General features: G+C 41.1%; 16 protein-coding genes. 14 read left to right on the forward strand and 2 right to left on the reverse strand.

Translation table 11 applies throughout. The annotated features are described in order from the left end of the window. The first annotated feature begins 459 nt into the window (after positions 1-459). The 9 genes from GNF10_RS02530 to GNF10_RS39250 all read left to right on the forward strand — a co-directional run bounded on the left by GNF10_RS02530 (position 460) and on the right by GNF10_RS39250 (position 11,343). On the forward strand, positions 460-3,186 hold the full coding sequence (locus GNF10_RS02530; protein ID WP_185580338.1) for a TonB-dependent receptor: 2,727 nt from the start codon (positions 460-462) through the stop codon (positions 3,184-3,186). 1 nt (position 3,187) lies between these two features. After that, positions 3,188-4,312 (forward strand): PepSY domain-containing protein, encoded by a 1,125-nt coding sequence (locus GNF10_RS02535; RefSeq protein WP_185580339.1) that lies wholly within the window; start codon positions 3,188-3,190, stop codon positions 4,310-4,312. A 79-nt stretch (positions 4,313-4,391) separates the two neighbouring features. Next, positions 4,392-4,526 (forward strand): hypothetical protein, encoded by a 135-nt coding sequence (locus GNF10_RS38290; protein ID WP_260445805.1) that lies wholly within the window; start codon positions 4,392-4,394, stop codon positions 4,524-4,526. A gap of 310 nt (positions 4,527-4,836) precedes the next feature. Further along, entirely contained in the window at positions 4,837-5,028 is a 192-nt protein-coding gene (locus GNF10_RS02540) for a bromodomain-containing protein (protein ID WP_185580340.1), read from the forward strand. A 161-nt stretch (positions 5,029-5,189) separates the two neighbouring features. After that, a complete protein-coding gene (locus tag GNF10_RS02545) occupies positions 5,190-5,747 on the forward strand; it encodes an alpha/beta hydrolase (protein ID WP_185580341.1) in 558 nt (185 codons plus the stop codon). A gap of 178 nt (positions 5,748-5,925) precedes the next feature. Continuing rightward, the gene (locus GNF10_RS02550) at positions 5,926-6,498 is read left to right on the forward strand and encodes an HdeD family acid-resistance protein (RefSeq protein WP_185580342.1); all 573 of its coding nucleotides are present in this window, start codon (positions 5,926-5,928) and stop codon (positions 6,496-6,498) included. A gap of 185 nt (positions 6,499-6,683) precedes the next feature. Next, positions 6,684-8,774, forward strand: a complete 2,091-nt coding sequence (locus tag GNF10_RS02555; protein ID WP_185580343.1) for a family 10 glycosylhydrolase — start codon at positions 6,684-6,686, stop codon at positions 8,772-8,774. A gap of 337 nt (positions 8,775-9,111) precedes the next feature. After that, positions 9,112-10,422 (forward strand): efflux RND transporter periplasmic adaptor subunit, encoded by a 1,311-nt coding sequence (locus tag GNF10_RS02560; RefSeq protein ID WP_185580344.1) that lies wholly within the window; start codon positions 9,112-9,114, stop codon positions 10,420-10,422. 207 nt (positions 10,423-10,629) lie between these two features. Further along, positions 10,630-11,343 (forward strand): rubrerythrin family protein, encoded by a 714-nt coding sequence (locus GNF10_RS39250; protein ID WP_185580345.1) that lies wholly within the window; start codon positions 10,630-10,632, stop codon positions 11,341-11,343. A gap of 361 nt (positions 11,344-11,704) precedes the next feature. On the opposite strand, the gene GNF10_RS02570 is transcribed toward GNF10_RS39250, so the two are convergent. After that, positions 11,705-13,732 (reverse strand): protein phosphatase 2C domain-containing protein, encoded by a 2,028-nt coding sequence (locus GNF10_RS02570; RefSeq protein ID WP_185580346.1) that lies wholly within the window; start codon positions 13,730-13,732, stop codon positions 11,705-11,707. Positions 13,733-13,965: 233 nt separating this feature from the next. On the opposite strand from GNF10_RS02570, the gene GNF10_RS02575 reads away from it, so the two are divergent. The 4 genes from GNF10_RS02575 to GNF10_RS02590 all read left to right on the forward strand — a co-directional run bounded on the left by GNF10_RS02575 (position 13,966) and on the right by GNF10_RS02590 (position 20,693). Next, positions 13,966-14,400: an NfeD family protein gene (locus tag GNF10_RS02575; protein ID WP_185580347.1), complete on the forward strand. Its 435-nt coding sequence runs from the start codon at positions 13,966-13,968 to the stop codon at positions 14,398-14,400. 80 nt (positions 14,401-14,480) lie between these two features. Beyond that, positions 14,481-15,488 (forward strand): SPFH domain-containing protein, encoded by a 1,008-nt coding sequence (locus GNF10_RS02580; protein ID WP_185580348.1) that lies wholly within the window; start codon positions 14,481-14,483, stop codon positions 15,486-15,488. Positions 15,489-15,572: 84 nt separating this feature from the next. Beyond that, entirely contained in the window at positions 15,573-20,006 is a 4,434-nt protein-coding gene (locus GNF10_RS02585) for an NACHT domain-containing protein (protein WP_185580349.1), read from the forward strand. Positions 20,007-20,123: 117 nt separating this feature from the next. Then, positions 20,124-20,693 carry a Uma2 family endonuclease gene (locus GNF10_RS02590; protein WP_185580350.1) on the forward strand — a complete coding sequence of 190 codons (570 nt, stop codon included), beginning with the start codon at positions 20,124-20,126 and terminating at the stop codon, positions 20,691-20,693. Between the two features lie 110 nt (positions 20,694-20,803). On the opposite strand, the gene GNF10_RS02595 is transcribed toward GNF10_RS02590, so the two are convergent. Beyond that, positions 20,804-21,208, reverse strand: a complete 405-nt coding sequence (locus GNF10_RS02595) for a Fur family transcriptional regulator (protein ID WP_185580351.1) — start codon at positions 21,206-21,208, stop codon at positions 20,804-20,806. 143 nt (positions 21,209-21,351) lie between these two features. Between GNF10_RS02595 and purS the strand changes: the two genes are divergently transcribed. Further along, on the forward strand, positions 21,352-21,630 hold the full coding sequence (gene purS, locus GNF10_RS02600) for a phosphoribosylformylglycinamidine synthase subunit PurS (protein ID WP_012412776.1): 279 nt from the start codon (positions 21,352-21,354) through the stop codon (positions 21,628-21,630). Positions 21,631-21,722: the final 92 nt, after the last annotated feature.

Here is a 21,722-nt window from a genome sequence, read left to right on the forward strand (position 1 = left end):
TTTATTATCAATTAATAATCACCATAATGCAATTGACTATATCTTGCAAGCCCTTAGTGATAACAAATACTTATCACTACTTGTCTCTTTGATTAATTTTAAATCGTAAAAAATATTTATTTCTTTAGATAGATGCAATTGCTTCTATATGGCTTTTTTAACAAAAAAAGGAACCTGCAAGTTATTGAAATATCTGGCATCACTAGGATTAAGTGTCCACATTCATGTACCTTATAGTAAGTAGGCGTTAAGAATGAAAAACTAATTTTCAAAGACCGCACAGATATATTTTCCTGTGATGGCAGAGCTTTTTATGTTTTTTTAAGTCTTAAAATTTGATAATTTTTCTCAAAAAAGGATATTTTGCTCAGATATTTACATAATGAGAATAACTTGTGATAATCTTGCCAGTACTATTCAATTACAAAGTGTGGGTTGCGATTGGGCGTGAAGACAAGAATGAAACTAGAGCTATTACTGCCAAGCCTGTTACTAATAAATTCAGTTGTTGTGGGGGAATCTACTCCAGCTTTGAGTAGAGAAGTCGCAAAAAAAGAGGTACAGTCCTCCAATCGGTCAATTCAGACGAGTACGAATGTTAAATCAAGCAAAAAGATACCAAGATTTAGTAAAGTAGAGCCTTCTTTTGGAAGTGCAAATAGGCTAGCTCAGTCTTCAACACCCAGTTCACAGCCTGTAAATCAAGTTAGAGAAATTACGGCAGTCAAGATTAATACCACTCAAACGGGTATAGACTTGATTTTAGAAACTCCCTTGGGCGAAAAGTTGGAAGTATCGCCACAAACAGATGGCAATACTTATATTGCCAACATTGCTAATGCTCAACTACGCCTCTCTAATGGTCAGACATTTCGCCAAGAAAAACCAGCAGGTGGGATTGCAGAGGTAATTGTCACTAATCAAGATGCAAATAGTATTCGCGTGACCTTTATAGGCGAGGAAAGCGTACCCAAAATTGAGCTATTTGATAGTGATGAAGGTTTGATTTTTGGGGTAACGCCAGTAGTATCTTCATCGCAGCAACCGCCGCCAGCCACAACCCAGCCAGAAACACCATCGTCAGAAACACCATCACCAGAAACGCCATCACCAGAAACACCATCACCAGAAGCACCGGCAGCATCGTCAGAAGCGGATGAACCAATTGAGTTGGTGGTAACAGGTGAACAAGACGGATATAGAGTAACAGAATCTTCAACTGCTACTAGAACAGACACACCTATCCGCGATATTCCCCAATCAATACAGGTTGTACCTCGACAAGTGTTAGAGGATCAAAAAACTGTTCGTCTGATTGATGCACTACGAAATGTTAGTGGTGTTTTTACAAGTAATAGTTTTGGCGGCACAGTAGATAGTTTCAATATTCGGGGATTTGACAATGCCAGCACACTGGTAAATGGGTTCAAAGAAAGCACCGCAGACGGTAATTCCTCTTTACGAGATCCCGCAAATATTGAGCAAGTAGAGGTTTTAAAGGGGCCAGCTTCGGTTTTATATGGCAATGTTGAACCGGGAGGGGTAGTCAATATTGTAACTAAGCAACCTTTAGCTGATCCTTTCTATAGTGCAGAATTATCCATTGGTAGCGATAGTTTTTATCGTGGTAGTTTTGACATGTCTGGGCCGTTAACTCCAGATAAAGCATTACTCTATCGACTGAATCTGGCTTATCAAAATGCAGGTAGCTTCCGTGATTTTGTGAATAGTGAGCGAGTTTTCGCTGCACCTGTGTTTGATATTAAGTTAGGCGATCGCACCAATTTATCTATTAACACTAGCTATCTATACGACCAACGTACTCTTGATCGTGGGATAGTTGCGATAGGAAGAGGAATTGCTGATATCCCGATCAGTCGTTTTTTAGGCGAACCTGGTGATTTTAGGCGCAGCGAACAGTTTAGCATTGGTTATCGTTTAGAACATGAGTTTAACGATAATCTCAAAATCCGCAACGCCTTTCAATTTTTACAAAATAATGAAACAGTATTTAACACCAACGCAGCAGAACTAGATGAAGCTACTGGCACTTTATTCCGTGATTATTTTGATAGTGCTAATGAGTACACAATATATTCGATGCAGACTGACCTCACAACTAAATTTAAAACAGGCTCAGTCAATCATCAGCTCTTAGTTGGCTTTGATTTACAAAGAAATACTTTAGAAGGCTTCTTTAGAACACCATCTGATGCTTTTGATACATCTATAGCAGATCGGCAAACACCAAGCATAAATATTTTTAATCCCATCTATAATGTACGTCCACCAGATCGTTCTAGCTTCATTTTTCGCCGGGATGACTTCACGACAACTGATAGCTTGGGTATTTTCTTACAAGACCAAATTGCTTTGACAGATAATGTAAAACTTTTAGTTGGTGGTCGATTTGATACTGTCACACAAGAACGTGATGACAAGCTAGAAAATAGTCAAAGTAGCCAATCAGATGAGGCCTTTAGCCCGCGTATAGGTATTGTATATCAGCCAATTCAACCGATTTCACTTTATGCCAGCTACAGCCGTTCCTTTGCTCCTAATAGTGGTGTTCGTATTGATGGCTCATTAGTGGAACCAACGCGCGGAACTCAATATGAAACAGGTATTCGAGTCGAATTGAACCCCAATATTGCTGCTAATCTTGCATTTTACGAAATTACAAAATCTAATATCGCTACTACAGATCCTATCGATCCAGCATTTAGCATTACAATCGGTGAACAACGTAGTCGGGGGATCGAATTTGATATTTCTGGGCAGATTTCGCCAGGGTGGAATATCATTGCTTCTTACACTTATACCAACGCTGAAATTACTGAGAGCAATGATTTTCAAGTTGGTAATAAAGTCCCTAACGTTCCTCACAATAAAGCCAGCTTATGGACAACCTATGAGTTTCAAAATGGTGGTTTCAAAGGATTAGGTTTGGGGACGGGATTGTTTTATGTAGATGCGCGACAGGGTGATTTAGAAAATAGCTATGAATTACCAAGCTATATACGTACCGATGCAGTAATTTACTATAGACAAAATAATTGGCGGGCTGCGATTAATTTTCAGAACTTATTTGATGTTGGCTATTTTGAAACCAGCGAACTTGGTAGAACAACTGTACTTCCCGGCGCACCGCTTACAGTTATTGGCTCATTTACTATTGAGTTTTAATATGAAACTTCGTCATCTGGCTTTCCAGTTACATCGTTATTTAGGATTAGCTGCTGGACTGGTTATCATAATTGTTGGCTTGACAGGTAGCCTGCTAGTTTTTGAGGAAGAAATTAACCATTTTCTGCTTGAATTTCAGTTTGGTAAAATTACACCTCAACAGCAGCAGGTGTCGATATTATCTGTCATTGATAAGGTGAAAGCAGCCTATCCTGATCCGAGTTTGAGTTTTAGTTTCTTGGGATTACCCCAAGAGCCCGATCAACCTATACAACTTCAGTTGCAATCCCCAAATAAACCGACATTAGAGGTAATTATCAACCCCTACACGGGCAAAATTTTAGGCGATCGCCTTAGTGATTATACCATCATGAGTGTAATCTACAATCTCCACTATTCATTACTAGCAGGCGATACTGGGATTGCAATTGTTGGTATTGCGGCACTTTTACTATTCATCCTTAGTATTACAGGAATTATCCTTTGGCCTGGTTGGCGAAAGCTGATTTCGGGTTTCAAAATCAAATGGAATGGTCATATCAAACGTACCAATTTTGATATCCATAAAGTAGTGGGAATCATCACAGCTGTATTTCTAGCACTGACTGCTTTCACAGGGTTTTTCTGGAATTTTTACACTTACGCTGATCCTGTAATTTATGCTGTCACTTTTTCACCCAAACCTATAGAACCTGAATCCAAACCCATACCTGGTAAACCACCATTAGCTTTAAAAGACCTTTTGCAACGTGCTGATGCTGCTTTACCAGGCGCTGTAAACACTTATATCAGTTTCCCAACCAGTCCTAAAGCTGTATTTATGTTGGGTAAACGCTTTCCAGAAGAAAAAGAAGTTTGGCGCAGCCGAGTGTATTTAGACCAATATACAGGTGAGGTGTTACATATTCGTAATTCGCGATCGCTTTCTGTTGGTGACGAAGTGATGGATGCTTTTAACCCCCTACACTACGGTACTTTCGGTGGGCTAGCAACTCGTATTCTATACGTTCTTGTTGGTCTTGCTCCCACTATTTTATCTGTCACTGGCTTTGTGATGTGGCGTTATCGATATCGCTCAAAGTTACTTAACTCTATTCATACTAGGGCAAACGCATCTAAAATATAACCCTGTTCCATCACTCTAAGCGGAGGAAAATAAGAAATCCTCAGAATATAAAGTGTCTGGTTTACGACGAGTTATAACAATGGCAGATAAAAAAGACTTAGCGCCGGAAAATGTTCGCCTCAAAGATAATTACCGAGAGCGCATATTTGCAGAATCGCAAAAATTAGATAAAAGTTACCTGGACACGCTTTACTTTATAGTTGATTGCTATTGAGAAAGCATTCAAGCATTTTGAGAAAATCAAAAGTTATTTTGTTTGCGGAAAACACCAAAAAGAGAAAGTCAAATTTTTTATATAGCACCCAGCAGCGATGCCTACGCTCTTGTATTGCTAAATTAAATTTGCGATCGCAACTCCTGATTGCTTTAAAAGTAAGGTCATAGAGTATTCTTACTTTAAGATGATGTAAAATTTGTACCCTCAGAATGAGTCTCTTCAACCTATAGTAGGAGTGTCATGTTCCATTAAGCGCCTACTATGAAGAACTAGGAAATAAAATTGCAGTATATCTGCCTTTCAAATTATGGACTGGAAGTACAGGTGGAAAAATGGCTATAAACCAAGCCGAGATGAAGCGACAAAAAACCCTCATTTGTTAGATGAGAGTCAGTTCGAGAATGAGCAAGACCGAAAGCTAGGTGAAGAATCTGCACGCAAGCATTTGGGTATACCTGCACCAACCATAGACGAAGATCAGTCAATATTACCTCATTAGCTTCGCCTAACGAATTCCAAAAAATTTTGCAACAAATTGGCTGTAGGGGCGTATGCTTATACGCCCCTAATCATCTATCTGTAGCAATAATTTTGTGAAAAGATATAAGGCTTGAGGCTTTGTGCATATCTACCCTTTGCAACATTATAAAATTAGAAAAAATGCAGATTAATCAAATTTTCAATCGATTAAACAATAGCAAATTCGCTAAATTACTCAGTCAAACTGTAGCTTTAGGCGTAGGCGCTATTGTTCTCCTCTCAAGTACTAATGCTTATGCTGCCGAGCAAGTTGTTCTAAAGTATGGTACTTTTCAGGGGCAGGTATCTGTTCAAGAATTAACTCAGTTTACAGAAACTGGCAAGACTACCCCGACACTAAGAGCTTATTTGGAGGCGGCCCAACAAGATCCCGCAGTAGCTCGTAAGGCACTAAAAGCTCCAATAAAAGCCGATGCTGCTTTTTTAAATAGTTTGCTCTCTAGCTGGGCAGGGCCAATTTTAGTTAACCAAATTGGTGAAGTAGTTCATCCCCCCGCAGGACAACTAGATCAGCAGGCGCTGCGAAGTGCTTTAAGTACATCTATTCAACAAAATGGTGAAGTTACACTCCTTGGAGCCATTCAGAATTATCCAAATACTTCTGTTGAACTTGAAGGCGATCGCCTTATCTCTGTTTATGAACGTTTAAGCAGTCTGGCAGAGCTATGGGGAGGTTAAGTAGACACAATCCAGTTGTCGTCAGATGATTGGTTTAGTGTCTCAATAGTTGTAAATTTCTAGTCACGATCGCAATTAAGTTAATACTAATGAGTCTATCTTAGGGTTCATACTTTCTTACTTAGAAATTCCCTAATCTAAATGTAGAGTTTAGTCTAAGAATAGGAAAAAGATTTGTATGACAGCTGATGTTTCTAAAGATATTAAGAAGGATATTAATGGATCACTCATAAGTGGTATTCTCCTGAGTATTTTAGGGGTGATTGCGATCGCAGCACCTAGTCTCTCGACCTTATTTGCCGAGACTTGGATTGCAGTAATTTTGATTTTCGCTGGATTTACAAAACTAGTTTATGCCACTCAAACCCGTCACGAAGGAGGTTTTATTTGGAAACTTCTATTGAGCGGACTCTATATTGCAACCGGTATAATGCTCTTTGTTTATCCTTATACGGGTATTCTTACACTGACTCTATTACTTGGCAGCTTTTTGCTGGCTGAAGGTACATTCGAGTTAATTCTGGCATTCAAGTTACGTCCGCAAGGAAACTGGACTTGGATACTAGGTGATGGAATTATTACACTGGTCTTAGGTGCAATGATTTGGTTCCAGTGGCCCTTCAATTCACCCTGGCTTCTCGGTACACTAGTTGGTGTCAGCGTTATTTTCACTGGCATCTCACGTGTGATGCTATCGCTGAATGGACGTTCTATCTCCAGTTCTACTAACGAAGCTGCAAATCCTACTTAGTAGATAGGGAATGGGGAATGGGGAATAGGAAAAAGCAATGTCCAATGTCCCATTTCCAAATTTGAATAGTGAAAGTTTACTAAGATATTGCAGCAGCGATGCCTAGGTTAGACTACGCCTACGCCAAGAAAATTGCTAAATTAACTAAGGAAATCAAAATCAAGGCCAGCTAGCTGCAATCTACAATGGTATCTATTGCTACTCCCTTCTCGGATATTCAAAACCATTGGGCACGCTTATTTATTACAGCCTTAGCCCAACGTGGTATTGTTAATGGGTCGCCTAATGGTACATATCGCCCCGATAACTCACTCACTCGCGCTGAATTTGCCGCCATCATCGCCAACGCATTTGGCACAGTTACCAAGAAGCGGCAATATGTACCTTTTGTGGATGTAACCACGAATTATTGGGCAGCAGCTGCCATTCAAACAGCTTACGAAAAAGCATTTATTAGCGGGTTTCCTGATAAAAGTTTCCGCCCCGCCGAGCGAATTACTAGGGCGGAAGTTTTAATTTCCTTGGTAGCGGGCTTAGAAATTGCCACCAAGGTAAAACCAGACCTCCTCTCAACACTCCCACAAATTTATCAAGATTCTATTCAGATTCCTGCGTATGGGAAAAATCAGGTAGCTATTGCCACCAGCGCTGGATTGGTAGTTAGTCACCCAAATATCAAATTACTCAATCCTAATCTTGCAGCTACCCGTGCAGATGTAGCAGTAATTGTTTATCAAGCTTTGGTGTATTTAGGTGAAGCAGAAAAAATTGCCTCTAGTTACTTAGTGCAGCCGCCAACACTAACGCCTACGCCAAAGCCCACACCAACGCCAACGCCCACACCAATACCAATACCAATACCGACACCCACACCTGCACCTGTCGGTAGCGTTAAGGTAAATCATAGCCGTGAATTCCGAGGGGCGTGGGTAGTATCTGTGTGGAATGGTGATTGGCCTTCCAAAGCAGGACTTCCTGTTGCTCAACAAAAAGCTGAACTTACCGAGATTATTACTAAATTGCAAGCGCTAAACTTCAATGCCCTGATCTTTCAGGTGCGACCGGAGGGAGACGCTTTATATGAATCGCAATTAGAGCCTTGGAGTGCTTGGATTACAGGAACTCAGGGGAAAGCACCAGAACCATTTTATGATCCTTTAGCGTTTGCGATCGCAGAATGCCACAAGCGCAATATTGAACTTCATGCTTGGTTCAACCCTTACCGCGCCAGCACTTCCACCGACCCAGCTAAAACAGTCCGTCCCCACATAGCAGCTACCAATCCAGAAAGCGTTTATTTGTGGAAAACTCAACGCTGGATGGATCCAGGATTGAAAATAGTTCAAGATAGAGCTTACAACGTAATTCTCGATGTAGTGAAGCGCTACGATATTGATGGCATTCACTTAGATGATTATTTTTATCCATATCCCATCGAGGGACAACCTTTCCCCGATAACAAAACTTATGCTGCATATCAAGCAGCTGGTGGTTCACTCAACCTTGGCGATTGGCGACGGGACAATGTTAACAAAATGGTACAGCGTCTCTGGCAGGGAATTAAAGCAGCCAAACCCGATGTGAAATTTGGTATTAGTCCCTTTGGGATTTATCGTCCCGGACAACCTGCTGGCGTTACTGGGTTAGATGCTTACAATGTGTTGTATGCCGACTCGAAAAAATGGTTAGAAGAAGGGTGGATTGATTATATTGCACCTCAACTTTACTGGCGCACAGATCAAACACAACAAAGTTATTCAGCATTGCTACAGTGGTGGACACAGGTAAACACAAAGCAAAGACACGTTTACGCTGGTAACAATTTGACAGAACCAAGCAACAAGAGTCGAGAGAGTGATGAGATTGAAAAGCAGGTGAAAATTAGTCGTAGCCAAGCAGGACGGTTATCACTGGGCAATATCTTCTTTAATCTCGGTGTTTTGACAGAAAATAGTCAGGGCATTGCTGATAAATTCCAAAGTCTACTTTATAACAAACCTGCGCTACCGCCAACTTTGCCTTGGCAAGATACAACGCCACCCCCTCCACCCATTGGATTACAAGTCAATAACCGCAAACTGAGTTGGCAGCCTGGAGATAATCAGCCAGTTCGTTCTTGGACACTTTATCGGCAAACTGGCGATACTTGGACAATTCAGCGAATTTTGTCTGCTGGCACAACCTTCGCTACCGTTCAACAAGCGGGGACTTATGCCGTATGTGCGGTTGATAGATTGGCCAATGAGAGTGCAGGAATAGTGATTACAGTGAGTTGAACAAAGATACTGCTTAGACATCTCAAAAAATGATGTAGGCACAATTGATGAATTGTGCCTATCGACAATTTATTTGTTGAAGTTCTCTTATGTGCAAGTCTATGTGCATAGTTTCGGCATAGCGATATCTATCCTTTTGAGGAAAAATTGAGATTTGCATAGGTTTTAAGGAACGGATTAACCTTTCGGTAGATTAAGACAGAATCATCAAAACTGTATATTTGGATGGGGTAACACATAATTTGCCACAAAACCTCATGCTAAATCAGTAATTTCAAGATAAACAGATGAAATTTTGATTGAATTCTAGTTAATTTGTTCCTTATCCTCATAAGCCATGACATCCCCTGAGCCTCAAACTGATTTTGGAGAAAAAGCTCCACAAACCTCATTTGAGCCACCTTCTGGAAAACGGCGGTGGCTTTGGTTATTTTTAGTAGCACTACTATTGTTAGGGGGCGGAACAGCCCTCGTTTGGCGTTTGCTCACTCCGCAAAATTCAGCGCCTTCAACTACTAACGCTCAACCTCAAGGGGTAAGAGTCAAAGTATCCACAGTACAAAGCGGCATAATTGAGGAAAGTTCAGATTTTATTGCGAGTCTAAAATCTCAGCGCTCAGTCACAATCCAGCCGAGAATTCAGGGCCAAATTACCCAAATATTTGTGAAATCGGGAGATCCAGTTCCCGAAGGAGCGCCAATTATCCAAGTAGATCGTACACCACAAGCAGCGATCGCTCCTAACAATGCAGCGCCTCAAGCATTTTTATTGCAACTGGAAACTGCCCGCACTGTACTCAAATCTCTAGAAGCCCAACGAGCATCATACGTTGAGAATGTGCAATTGTATCAGCAAACCTACGAAAAATATTCCACTCTAGCTGAACAAGGAGCCGTGTCTCGACAGACTCGCAATCAGTTTGCTGATCGACTTGCGAATGCTAAAACTAGTCTTGATGCAATTGATTCCAGGATTCAAGCCCAAAGAGCCAATATATTGCAGGCTGAAAAAACCTTACAGCAAGCTAATGTAAATACTCAAACACAACAAATCCAGTCTGACAAAATTACCGCTCCCTTTAGCGGCACTGTTGGCAACATGGCTGTGAAAGTAGGTGATTTAGTTAATACTTCTACACAATTAGTTAATCTGACGCAAAATCGGCCTTTAGAATTGAACATCTCTGTACCACTACAGCAAGGGCCGCAATTGCGTAAGGGAATGCCGGTGGAGGTGATGAATACACAAGGTCAAAAGCTGGGTAGAAGTAGGGTTTTTTTCATTGCGCCTACTGCTAGTAATGAAACACAAGGGATACTGATCAAAGCACTTTTTGACAATCCTAACGGTCAGCTACGTGCAGATCAATTGGTAAGGGCTAGAGTGTTTTGGAATCAGCGCCCCGGAATTTTAATCCCCACAACAGCAATGACTCGTGTAGGTGGCGACACTTTTGTTTATGTAGTTGAAAGCGAAACATCTCCCCAAGGTGTATCTCAACAAGTAGCTCGACAAAGGCGCGTGAAGCTAGGCGAAATCAAAGATAATAATTACCAAGTTCTTGAAGGATTACAACCAGAAGATAAAGTTATTATCTCAGGATTGCTCAATCTTAGAGATGGTGCTGCGATCGTTCCAGAATCTTAAATGAACTTACCCAGACCTTAATTATTGAAAGCGTCAAGCTTTTTACTCGAATATAATTGTCCAAGAGCAGCTAACAATACGGATTGCTAAATATGGACTGAAGAAGTTTGTATAAACCGTTTCTAGCTGATGCAAAGAAAGGCTCGTTTATCCGGTTGTAGAGTCTGTGTTCTCGTACTAAATATCACTTCCCTGTCATCCAAAATTATGGATTTGTCAAACTTTACTACACTTCAAAACTTAGAAGCTGCCTTCGGTGGTGAATCGATGGCAAATCGCAAGTATCTGTTTTTTGCTGACGTAGCGCGTCAACTTGGGTTTCCAGACTTGGCAAAACTTTTTAAAGAAACAGCAGATCAAGAAACTGAACACGCTTTTGCACATTTTAAGTTGCTGCATCCAGAACTTGTGGTAGAAAATGCGGCTGCTTTAACTGATGAACAAAAGCGGGAAATTATATCTCGATGTTTATCTTTGGCAATTGAAGGCGAGACTTATGAATATACTACAATGTATCCAGAGTTTGCCGCCGATGCCCAACGCGATCGCGACAATCCTGCGGCTGAAGAATTTCTCAAACAAGTTAAAGAATCTACCGATCATGCCAACACATTTAGAGAAGCTGCACACCGTTTTGGCTTGCTAAAATTCATCGAAAATTACCACGCCGATCGCTATGCTGAAGCCTTAGAAGTATTAAATGGAGGACAAACAGCAACTAGAGTTGCAGGTGAAGATCCTAAAACTCGGAAATGGATTTGTAGACAATGCAGCATGATTTATGATCCCGTTGCTGGCGATCCCGATTCTGGGATTGCACCTGGTACACCTTTTGAAGAAATTCCTGATGATTGGAAATGTCCAATTTGCGGCGCTAGCAAAAAAACTTTTAAGCCATTTGAGGAAAAAGTTGCAGCTTAGGACGACAATTAATTAGGCACTCTTTTTAGCATATAAACGCGAAGTATCCTTAAGACGCTTCGCGTTTTCGATTATTTATCGCAACAGAATTCAGGAGTCAGGATTCAGAATGGGCTAAATGCCCCGCTACCGCTAACAGAATGGATTGTGACCGAAAAAGCTTATATTGCAACGCTTACGAGTATCTTGATTTTGACTCATTAATTCTGACTTCTGAATTCTTTATCAAGCACAGGTTAGTATCATGAATTCACCAGAAGATAAAATAGGAAACCGTTGTGTTTTTATGTGACTATCTGAAGAGCAATGTTAATCCGTGGTAAAGACTTGAGTAAACATTTATTGTTTTCAAATTAGCAAGCTAATTACCAGGTGGACACAATTGCCGCACTTTTTGAGGAAGTTGCCGACACATTTGCTGGAATCCTTGAGGATTAATTTGCCACCAAGCAAATAATCCTAAACTTGTACCCCCTACAAGCAACGCAAACATTCCCCCCAGCATTACCAAGCGTTTACCCCGATTAGGTTTTGTAATTAAGGTTGGTGGAATTTCTGGGCTTGTAACTGATTCCTCTGAAGTATCTAAATCTAGATCCAAATCTAGATCCAAATCTAGCAAAGTTTGCGAACTTTCTGTGAAGGAAATTAATTCCTCTTGTTCCTGTTGTTCCTCTAATTCCTCTAATTCCTCTAATTCCTCTTGTTCTTCTTGTTCTTCTTGTATCTCTGCTTCTATGATCTCTTCTGGCAACGCCGGAGTCACAGGTACTAAGTATTCGGGAGCAACACGGCAATAAGTGAGAACAACTGACGTATTATCACGCCCATTTTTTTCGTTTGCCAAGTTAATCCAGTTGCGGACAGCATCTTCAACTGTCATCTGGCCTTTTAACACGGGTATTGCATAATCTTGCCAATATTGTTCCACCCTGTTATTATCACTTAAACCATCAGAACACAGTAGTAATATGCCATCTTCTTCCACAATAAATCGCTGAATCTTGAGACGTAAAGATTCTGCATTTCTTGTCCCCAACGCTTGAGTTAAGGCAGTAGCATCTGTTCTTATTAATGCTTTTCGATACAAACTTTTGGCAAAGCGGACTTCTCGCGTCGCCACATCATCATCTACTGTGAGTAGCTGACAATAGTTGCGAGTAATCCAATAGGCACGGCTATCGCCAACATTAGCCAAGTAAAGTTCATGGGTATTATTTGATTGCCATCCAGTACTTGTCTGTACTCGTTGTGGAACTTGTAACGCCATGACAATGGTTGTAGCCATACGTTCTTTACCTTGACGTTTTTGTTCGTTATTGCGGGCACAAATCACATTATTTACCACCCGTAAGCTTGCTTCTAATTGTTCCTGCAATAACTCTGGTGATACAAGTACAGCTTGTTCTGTAACCTCCGCTAGTAAAACGCGAATTTGCAACTTTACAGACTGCACTGCCAATCTACTGGCAACCTCGCCGCCTTCGTGTCCACCAATGCCATCGCAAACAATTGACAAGTGGGAGAATAAAGGCTCATCTAAGTCATTCAAAGTATTTGGGTAGCAAGCGTCTTCATTTTGCGCCATAATTGGGCCAATATCTGTAGAACCTGCCACCTTCAAAACTAGTGGCAATTCTGCCGCAGATGCTAGTAATAAACCATTGAGTTGAGTAGCAACATCATCCAACTCAATTTCCGTTTCACACATATCCTGGACTATGTTCTGCAACCCTTTAGCTACTGATGTCTTTGCAGAAGCTACCCAAAACTGCCAACATTCCCCCAGATTTTTTAAACTCAGCTTCTCATCTTCTGATGTTTGGTAGAGTTCTAACAGTCGCACACACCAACCTTGGACTCTCAAGTTGTCTGCTACTAGTAAACTGCGGCTAAGTCCTAATTCTGATAAAGGTGTCCAAAGTTGGAGAATTTGCCACAGCCAATAAACTTGTCGTACCGCCGTTGCTTGCTCCCAAGCTTCAACAATAGTTGGATAGATATTTCCTGTGTCATCTATCGGCACATTTTCCAATAAGAGGATATCACTTGTATCTTCCTCACCATCACTAGCAAACCCATAAGCTTGGGGCAGATGTAACCGTTCTTGATATAACCGTAGATAAGGAATTACTTCCTTTGGTAATTCTTCAGGGACATCTGGTGGTAGTCCTGGTTGAGTATCCAGCCAAATCTGGCGAGTAATTACTCCATATCTATCTGCTACTTTTGTACCTGGTGTAATTTGAGCAGACAATGAGCCAGTAGCCCAAAGATAACGGTGAACCAAGGGAGTTTGGCAACTTGCACAAACACGATCTCCAATAGGATTAATGGGGCTATTACAGCCTGGATTTATACAATAAATTGTCAGTTGAGTAGAAATCATAAAAGTATAAATTTAAAAAACCAATCAACTCATGAATTTCAATTACATTTAGCTGGCAATGGCTTGAAGGCTAGAATAGACTGGATTCGTGTACCGCTAGCTACACCTGGTTACTGAAAGTAATCAAAATTATTGGTAAAAAGACCAAGTTTTGCTTTCTGTAAATAACTTACGTCTGGCTGTATCTAATCGTAGAAATGGATTTACGTCAATGTAGAGTCTAGGATGGCACTATGCCAAGTTTGACCTTAATCTGGCTTCTGGCGGGAGCAGTTTTGTGTCTCATGGAACTGTTCTTACCATCGGCGTTTGTCGCCTTCATGATGGGAATTAGCGCTTTTGTGGTGGCGCTGCTGTCTGGAGTGGGTTTGGGAAATGTATGGTTGCAAGTTGTAGTTTGGCTATTAGTTTCCACATTCCTAATCGTGCTTTCTCGTCGGTTTTTGCAACCACGACGACGCAAATCGAAAATTCAGGATGCAGTCATAGCCGAAACTTTAACAGAAATTCCGCCTGGTAAAACAGGGCGGGTGTTGTATGAGGGAAATTCCTGGCAAGCACGATGTGACGATGACAAATTTACCATAGCACCCCATCAAAGAGTTTATGTAGTTAGGAGAGAGGGTACTACTTTGATTGTGATACCAGAAAATTTGTTGAATTCTTAGTTATTTGTCATTGGTCATTTGTCATTGGTAATTATCATCTTACCTTTGAGATTTAATACTTTAAAATCAGGAGATTCACAATGGAACAGTTTTTTTTGCTCGTACTTTTAGCCCTTGGTGGTTCTGCCGTCGCGGGATCTGTGAAAGTCGTCAATCAGGGCAATGAAGCTTTGGTGGAAAGATTGGGTAGTTATAATAAAAAACTGGAACCAGGACTAAACGTGATCTTTCCTTTCATAGATAAAATTGTCTACAAAGAAACTATCCGCGAAAAAGTCTTAGATATTCCTCCACAACAGTGTATCACCCGCGACAATGTTGGCATTGAGGTAGATGCAGTGTTTTACTGGCGCATCGTGGATATGGAAAAAGCCTGGTACAAGGTAGAAAATCTCCAGGCTGCAATGATAAATATGGTGCTAACTCAAATTCGCGCTGAAATGGGGCAACTGGAGTTGGATCAAACTTTTACTGCTCGTTCTCACATTAGTGAACTTTTGCTACGAGATTTGGACGTTGCTACCGATCCTTGGGGAGTGAAAGTTACACGGGTAGAACTGCGAGATATTATTCCATCTCAGGCAGTACGAGAATCGATGGAATTGCAAATGTCGGCAGAACGACGCAAACGGGCAGCAATTTTAACTTCTGAGGGTGAACGCGAAGCTGCTGTCAATAGCGCCAGAGGTAAAGCTGACGCGCAACTACTGGATGCGGAAGCTCGTCAAAAATCGACAATTCTGCAAGCCGAAGCTGAACAAAAGGCGATCGTTTTGAAGGCTCAAGCTGAACGTCAGCAGCAGGTTTTGAAAGCGCAAGCGATCGCAGAATCAGCAGAAGTTATTTCCCAGAAGCTCCACACTAACCCCAATGCCAATAAAGCAATAGAAGTTCTGTTTGCTTTAGGCTATCTCGATATGGGCGCGACAATTGGTAAAAGCGATAGCAGCAAAGTGATTTTTATAGATCCGCGCTCAATTCCCGCCGCCTTGGAGGGTATACGTTCTGTTGTTTCAGATGGTCAGGTTAACCCTAACGAATTGTTTTCCAAGCAAATCCCAGGATTAGAAAGCAACTCTCGTAGTTAACAGTAGAGGTGAAGAGTGGGGACAAGGGGGACAAGGAACAACTTGCTTCCTTGTCTCTTTCCAATGACAAATGACTAATAACTAATGATAATTAACCCGGAACAAGTTATCAGCGCTATTATTGCGATCGCAAATCCTTTAATTAAGGAAAAAATTCAGCGCAATGAGACTGTAATTAAGTTACTTCAGCAGTTCAAACTTGATCCAGAACATCCACCAGCAGATTTTAGTGGGGTTTATGCATACTCACTGGTAGAGTACGGCGTTGGAAAACCCAAGCCTTGTTTAGAACTTTTTCGCCAAGAAGCAATAAAACAGGCTTTCCGCAAAGCATTTGACCATAATAACCCCTCAATTTTACTTTCTGAGGTTGATGCTTGGCTTGATGCATACTCGTTGGGTGATGACATTAGAAGTTTGGGAATTGACATTAGACGAGAAGTTGCCGCATTTTATATTGTTTTTGCAGAAGTTGCTAAACGCACTCGCAACCCAGCAGATACACTTATGAGTCAACAAATTGGCTCTTTGCAAAAACGCATTGCAAATATCCAAGAATTACTCGATAGGTTGCCGACGCTGGAAGGTATTCGGACAGAAATAGCGCGGTTGGCTGAACAAAGTTCTCCCGCGCTGCTGCCGACTGAAACATCTACTGAAAATAAATGTCGAGCCATTGCCCTAGCTCAACAAATGCGCGGCTGGTTTGAAACCTTGGGCTATCGTTTTGAAAAGTATGAAATTTGGGGCGATTCATATTTTGAGTGGATTATTAATGTTCCGACACGGCGTAACCGATATGACCGCATTCTAATTCGGGGAATTGAGGGCGAAGTTGGACTCAAGGATGTAGCAGTTTTGCGTTCTTCTGTGGAACAGCAGAGAACTGATGAAGGTTGGCTAGTAACAGCCAGACGGATTGCACGCGCGGCGCGGAATGAGGTAGAAAAAGAGGAAAATCGCCACTTAGGTTGTTACACTTTTGACGAACTCATTGACCAAGATGCTGATTTTAGCGATTATCTCGATTGGTTAGAAGCAGAAATTATCCGGCGGCAAATCGATACAAAATACGTTCCTCTAGCTTGCACAAAAGAGGAAATTGACCCCGATACTAAACAGCGTATCGGCATTAGTCACTATAGCGATCGCGATGGTTGGATTGATGGTTATATTGATATGTGGTTGGATGATCCCGCCAAAGAGCATATTTCTATACTAGGAGAATTTGGTACGGGGAAAACTTGGTTTGCCTTCCATTATGCTTGGGTGGCATTGCAACGTTACCGAGATGCCCAGAAACGCGGTGTTGAGCGTCCTCGTTTGCCTTTGGTAATTACGCTGCGAGATTTTGCCAAAGCAATAAATGTTGAGAACGTTTTAGCAGGGTTCTTTTTTACACAACATAATATTCGTTTAACTAGCGAAGTATTTGACCAGTTGAACCAGATGGGCAAATTGCTGCTAATTTTCGATGGTTTTGACGAAATGGCAGCAAAAGTTGACCGTCAGCAGATGATTAATAACTTTTGGGAACTGGCTAAAGTAGTAGTTCCCGGTGCTAAGGTTGTCCTGACTTGTCGCACCGAACATTTTCCCGACGCGAAGGAAGGACGCGCTTTACTCAATGCCGAGTTACAAGCTTCTACCAAGCAACTGACGGGGGAAACACCGCAATTTGAAGTGTTGGAACTGGAGAAATTTAACGACGAGCAAATTCGACTGGTGTTGTCGCATCAAACGGGAACTGCAACAGTTGAACAAGTAATGGGAAATCCGCAGTTATTGGATTTAGCCCGTCGTCCGGTGATGACAGAGTTAATTTTGGAAGCTTTGCCAGATATTGAGGCGGGTAAACCTGTGGATATGTCGCGGGTTTACTTGTATGCGGTGCGGCGGAAAATGGAACGGGATATTAAGAGCGATCGCACTTTTACATCTCTGGCAGAAAAGCTATACTTTTTGTGCGAGCTTTCTTGGGAAATGCTGTCTACTGACAAAATGAGCCTCAATTATCGGCTGTTCCCAGAACGCATCCGCCGCTTATTTGGTTCTGTTGTTCAAGAAGAGAAGGATTTAGACCACTGGCATTATGACATGATGGCGCAAACTATGCTTGTGCGTAATGCTGATGGTGACTACACTCCGGCTCATAGATCGCTGTTAGAGTTTTTTGTAGCGTATAAATTTGCAGCAGAATTGGGAGCGTTGGCTAGCGATTTTACTGAATTAGCCCAAGCACAGTCAGGTTTGGATAGCAGTGCAGTGCCTGTTGATTATACATGGTCTGGTTATTTTGCACGCAAAGATAATATTATTGCACCACTAAAAGCATTTACAAGTGAGTCTTTTGAGAAATTGAGAGAAACTTTTGGTAAAGCACCACTCACAAAAGCTGTGATGGATTTGCTTGTGCCAATGTTAGGGGATAATGATTCGCTAATTAAGGTTATTGAAGCGACACGCTTTAGAAGTGAGGATGAAGTTGGTTATGTTGGCGGAAATGCGGCGACCTTAGCAGTGAAGATAGATAAGGGAGCCTTGGAGGGGAGAGATTTAAGTGGTACTTTGATTAAAGGGACAGATTTTAGTAATGCTCGTTTGCAAAGCGTGAATTTTGCGGAAGCAAATTTAGCAAATTGTGCTTTTACACAAGCTTTAGGTGCAGTCTTTTCAGTTACATACAGTCCAGATGGAAAACTACTAGCGACAGGTGATGGTAATGGCGTAGTTCGCTTGTTAGAAACTGCGACATATAAAGAGATTTTAACTTGCAAAGGGCATGGTAGTATGATACCTTCAATTGCCTTTAGTCCTTCCGATCAGATACTTGCGAGTGGTGGTTACGATCGAACAATAAAACTATGGTGTATTCAGACAGGAGAATGTCTGAATACTTTGCAAGGTAATGCTTCTGGAATAAGTTCAATTGCTTTTAGTCCTTCTGGTAGACTACTTACTAGTAATGGTAATGAAAATATAATCAGGCTTTGGAATGTTGATACTGGAGAATCACTGACAGCTTTTCATGGCCATAGCGATTATATACGTTCAGTAGCTTTTGACCCTTCTGGAATGATGTTAGTCAGTGCTAGTGAAGACAAAACAATACGAATCTGGGATATTAATAGTGGAAAATGCTTGAAAATTCTTGATGGTCACACGGATGGGATACGCTCAATTGCTTTAAATTCTACTGGCGAAATTATTGCCAGTAGTAGTAGTGACAGCACAATACGTTTATGGAATATTAAAACAGGGAAATGCCTGAATATTCTCCAAGGTCATACTAGCGCTGTAATGTCAGTTGTCTTTAGCAATTGCGATCAAATAATTGTTAGTGGTGGTGGCGACCAAACAGTACGGCTCTGGGATGTTCAAACTGGGAAATGCTTAAATATAATTCAAGGACACACTAATATAGTGCGTTCAATAGCCTTTCATCCATCTAGTCAAACCTTTGCTAGTGGTAGTTATGATAAAACGGTTAAAATATGGGATATCAATACCTGTGAATGCTTAAAAACTGTGCAGGGTCATGCCAATTGGATAAGTTCGGTAGCCTTTAGTCCATCTGGTCAAACTCTTGCTAGTGGAGGAAATGATGCAACAGTTATATGGAATGCCAACACAGGTAAATGTTTAAGAACTTTGCAACTACATACTGATTGGGTATTTTCAGTTGCATTTAGTCCTTGTGGAAAGGTTCTTGCCAGTAGTGGTGCTGACGCAAAAGTTAGATTATGGAATATCGAAACAGGTGAATGCCTAACAATTTTATATGGACATACTGATTGGATATTCTCAGTTGTTTTTAGTCCTGATGGGAAGCTACTAGCTAGTAGTGGTGTTGATAAAAAATTGAAGTTATGGTCAATTGAAACAGGTAAATGCCTAACAACTATTAATGGAGATCCATATACAGTACGTTCAGTTGCATTTAATCCTGTTGATGGAACATTAGCTAGTGGGGGTTCTGACTCAAAAGTAAAATTATGGGATGTGAATACAGGTGAATGCTTAAAAATTCTACAGGGACATAGTGGTACAATTCGCTCGGTTGACTTCCATCCTGGCGGTAAAACTCTTGCTAGCGCGAGTTCCGACTATACAGTAAGGTTATGGGATGTGGACACAGGCGAATGCTTCAAAATTTTGCCAGGACACTCGAATGGAGTGCAGGAAGTAGCTTTTAGTGCTGATGGACAAATCCTTGCTACAGCTAGTGAAGATAGTACTGTTAAGTTGTGGCATATCCCGACTGGAGAATGTTTTCAAACACTATGTGGACATACTGCTGAGGTATTTTCAGTTTCCTTCAATCCTGATGGTAAAACTCTTATTAGTGGTAGCCAAGATGAAACAATCAATATTTGGGATGTTGTAACTGGTGAATGTCTAAAAACATTGAGAAGCGATCGCCCTTATGAACGCATGAACATCACAGGTATTAAAGGTTTAATCCCAGTAGAAATTGCCACTCTCAAAGCACTAGGTGCAATAGAAGACGGGAAATAAATTTTAGGCGATACCTGATAGTAAGCTAGCGCAATGTCTACAACGGGCTACGCCTACGCAATATTTATTTCATTTTTCTCAGGCTCAAATAATCAAGTTTTGATAAGTTATAAATCTATGACGTTATCTATTCAGCCAAACACAGCACCAAGTGTAGATGAGTTTTTAAAACTACCAGAAACAAAACCAGCCAGTGAGTATTTTAACGGGCAAATCTACCAAAAACCTATGCCACAAGGAAAACATAGCACTTTACAAATTGAATTAGCTTCTGCCATCAATCAAGTTGCAAAATCACAAAAGTTAGCTTATGCCTTTACTGAATTACGCTGCACGTTTAGCGGACTTTCGATAGTACCAGATATTGCTGTATTTGAATGGCCAAGAATTCCCCTTGATGCAAAAGGTAGAATTACAAATAAATTTGAAATTCCTCCAGATTGGATAATTGAAATTCTGTCACCAGAACAATCACCCAACCGAGTTATCCGCAAAATTACATTTTCTATTCAAAATGGAGCAAAGCTAGGTTGGTTGCTAGATTCTGCTGATGAGTCAATCATGATTTTTGAACCCAATAAATTACCGGAATTAAAAGAACAGCAAGATATTTTACCAGTTTTGAGTGTTTTGGCAAATTGGCAATTAACAGTTGCAGACGTATTTAGTTGGTTGAGTTTTATTTGAATAAAGCATTTATTACAGCATAATTTGGGAGTCGGAATTCAGAATGGGCTACGCCCCGTTGCGCTAAAAGAAGTAAAATACGCTTTATTCCTCTCATAGAATTGGTATAATTATTGACCAGTCCCAGCAGCTTGATTTACTTGGCATAGGCTGCACAACCCAAAAAACTCTAGGGTGTGGTAAAAAACTTTAAACTTATGACTAGATTCTAACTGCTCTTCTAAATCATGTACGGGGCATTGATGAATCGGAATTGAGACACCGCATTGCAAGCAGGTAAGGTGATGTTTGTCTTGCTGGGCTAGGCTATAGAGGGCTTCACCATTAGCCAAATTCCGTACTTGTACTATGCCTTCGAGTTTTAAGGCTTCTAAAGAACGGTAAACTGTTGCTAAACCCATACTCTGATTTGTATTACGTAATTCTACGTAAATATCCTGGGCAGAAATGCCTTTTTTGATGGTTTTCAGCAGGTTGAAAATACGCTCTTGACTGCGGGTGCGTATAGCTCTCATAGACAATTATTTAAATATGCCACTGTAGTTGAAGCTGTTAGATGGGCTAATTGATCAATTAACTTTAACTGCTTCGTAATCTTATTTTCACTCAGTTGGAACAGAAAGTTATAGTATAGCGATCGCAGCATTCAGCAAAAGCCGTGCAAACCAAGTATCTAGCCAAAATTTTTGTAACCCTTCGTCCTTCAGTCTTAGACCCTGCTGGTGTGGCTGTACAATCCGGTCTTCAGCAACTGGGATACGATAACGTTGACCAGGTGCGGATTGGCAAGTACATTGAACTCACCATCACCTCGACTGAGGAAAAGAAAGCTCGTCAAGACCTCGATCGCATTTGTGACCAAATGCTAGCAAATCCCGTAATTGAAAATTACCGCTTTGAGTTGATTGAGGTCGAAACCCAAACGGGAGTCTTTTAGGGCATTGGGAATAGGGCATTGGGCATTGGGAATAAAGAAGAGACAAGGAAGGGGGGAAGACTTGTTCAATAATTCCCCATTCCCCATTCCCC

The organism is Nostoc sp. UCD121 (assembly GCF_014222285.1).
In the GTDB taxonomy this organism is placed as follows: domain Bacteria; phylum Cyanobacteriota; class Cyanobacteriia; order Cyanobacteriales; family Nostocaceae; genus Nostoc.

What these genes read in the sequence shown, in the direction of transcription:
- GNF10_RS02530 (WP_185580338.1), top strand. Translation starts at nt 460, where the DNA reads ATGAAACTAGAGCTATTACTGCCAAGCCTGTTACTAATAAATTCAGTT.
- GNF10_RS02535 (WP_185580339.1), top strand. Translation starts at nt 3,188, where the DNA reads ATGAAACTTCGTCATCTGGCTTTCCAGTTACATCGTTATTTAGGATTA.
- GNF10_RS38290 (WP_260445805.1), top strand. Translation starts at nt 4,392, where the DNA reads ATGGCAGATAAAAAAGACTTAGCGCCGGAAAATGTTCGCCTCAAAGAT.
- GNF10_RS02540 (WP_185580340.1), top strand. Translation starts at nt 4,837, where the DNA reads ATGGACTGGAAGTACAGGTGGAAAAATGGCTATAAACCAAGCCGAGAT.
- GNF10_RS02545 (WP_185580341.1), top strand. Translation starts at nt 5,190, where the DNA reads ATGCAGATTAATCAAATTTTCAATCGATTAAACAATAGCAAATTCGCT.
- GNF10_RS02550 (WP_185580342.1), top strand. Translation starts at nt 5,926, where the DNA reads ATGACAGCTGATGTTTCTAAAGATATTAAGAAGGATATTAATGGATCA.
- GNF10_RS02555 (WP_185580343.1), top strand. Translation starts at nt 6,684, where the DNA reads ATGGTATCTATTGCTACTCCCTTCTCGGATATTCAAAACCATTGGGCA.
- GNF10_RS02560 (WP_185580344.1), top strand. Translation starts at nt 9,112, where the DNA reads ATGACATCCCCTGAGCCTCAAACTGATTTTGGAGAAAAAGCTCCACAA.
- GNF10_RS39250 (WP_185580345.1), top strand. Translation starts at nt 10,630, where the DNA reads ATGGATTTGTCAAACTTTACTACACTTCAAAACTTAGAAGCTGCCTTC.
- GNF10_RS02570 (WP_185580346.1), bottom strand. Translation starts at nt 13,732, where the DNA reads ATGATTTCTACTCAACTGACAATTTATTGTATAAATCCAGGCTGTAAT.
- GNF10_RS02575 (WP_185580347.1), top strand. Translation starts at nt 13,966, where the DNA reads ATGCCAAGTTTGACCTTAATCTGGCTTCTGGCGGGAGCAGTTTTGTGT.
- GNF10_RS02580 (WP_185580348.1), top strand. Translation starts at nt 14,481, where the DNA reads ATGGAACAGTTTTTTTTGCTCGTACTTTTAGCCCTTGGTGGTTCTGCC.
- GNF10_RS02585 (WP_185580349.1), top strand. Translation starts at nt 15,573, where the DNA reads ATGATAATTAACCCGGAACAAGTTATCAGCGCTATTATTGCGATCGCA.
- GNF10_RS02590 (WP_185580350.1), top strand. Translation starts at nt 20,124, where the DNA reads ATGACGTTATCTATTCAGCCAAACACAGCACCAAGTGTAGATGAGTTT.
- GNF10_RS02595 (WP_185580351.1), bottom strand. Translation starts at nt 21,208, where the DNA reads ATGAGAGCTATACGCACCCGCAGTCAAGAGCGTATTTTCAACCTGCTG.